Below are 1,218 nucleotides of genomic sequence, written 5' to 3'. Positions count from 1 at the left end.
TTTCATCCGGGGTCGCGTCCGGATCATGATCGGAAAAGCGAAAGTGCCTTCTGAGCTGCAACGATGAGGCTTGTCTAAGGTCCCAGTCGTTCCAGCAGGAAGGCACTTTCTGCGTGCACACTACCCGGTCACGGCCCAAGCTCGTCGTCAGCGCCGACGGGCAGGGGGTGGTCAATCACGCCGGCTCGCGTCTGCTCGCGGATCTGGCCGACGCCACCTCGCTGACCAGCGCCTTCAGCGATGCCCTGCACCGGTTGCGGCCGCGCGGGACCGGGCATGATCCCGGCCGCGTCGCGGTGGACCTGGCGGTGATGCTCGCCGACGGAGGCGAGGCGATCGCCGATCTGGCCGTGCTGCGCGACCAGCGCGACGTGTTCGGCCCCGTCGCCTCCACCCCGACCGCCTGGCGAGTGCTGGCCGGTATCGACGCCGCCGCCCTGAACGCACTGCGGGCAGCCAGGGCCAGGACCCGCGAGGTCGCCTGGCTGCAAGCGGACGAGACCGGCCACCCCATACCCCCATCACATGCCGGAGGGCGTGAACTACCGGGCCTGGTCCTGGACATCGACGCCACCCTGGTCACCTGCCACTCCGAGAAGGAACAGTCCGCCGCCACCTACAAACGCGGCTTCGGCTACCACCCGATGCTCTGCTTCCTGGACAACACCGGTGAGGCCCTCGCGGGCGTCCTGCGGCCGGGCAACGCCGGAGCGAACACCGCAGCCGACCACATCACCGTCCTCGACCAGGCCCTCGCGCAGATTCCCGACGCCCACCGCCACGGCACCCCGGTCCTCATCCGCGCCGACAGCGCGGGCAGCGCGAAAGCCTTCCTCGCCCACCTACGCGCCCTGCGACAACGCGGGATCCAGACCACCTTCTCCGTCGGGCACGCCGTCACCGAACAGGTCCGCAAGGCCATCCGAGTCCTGCCCGACCAGGTCTGGCATCCCGCACTGGAGCAGGACGGGGCCCTTCGTGCCGGCGCCGAGGTCGCTGAGCTGTCCGGCCTGGTCGACCTCACCGGATACCCGGACGGCACCCGCATCATCGTCCGCCGCGAGCGTCCCCATCCGGGCGCCCAGTTGTCGCTGTTCGACCAGGACGAAGGCATGCGCCACCAGGTCTTCCTCACCGATACGCCCCTCGCCGGCGGCGGTTCGATCCAGTACCTGGAGGTCCGCCACCGGGCTCACGCCCGGGTCGAGGACCACATCC

At 69.9% G+C, this 1,218-nt stretch carries 1 protein-coding gene; it reads left to right on the top strand.

The window, feature by feature from the left end:
- Positions 1-50 precede the first annotated feature (50 nt).
- Positions 51-1,218 (top strand): IS1380 family transposase (locus AB0P06_RS36920; protein WP_363615396.1); only part of this gene is annotated, 1,168 nt, incomplete at its 3' end.

This window comes from Kitasatospora sp. NPDC088351 (genome assembly GCF_040685575.1).
Lineage (GTDB): Bacteria > Actinomycetota > Actinomycetes > Streptomycetales > Streptomycetaceae > Kitasatospora.
The sequence above is the reverse complement of the archived record's forward strand: the minus strand, read 5'-3'. Positions and strand labels throughout refer to the sequence as shown.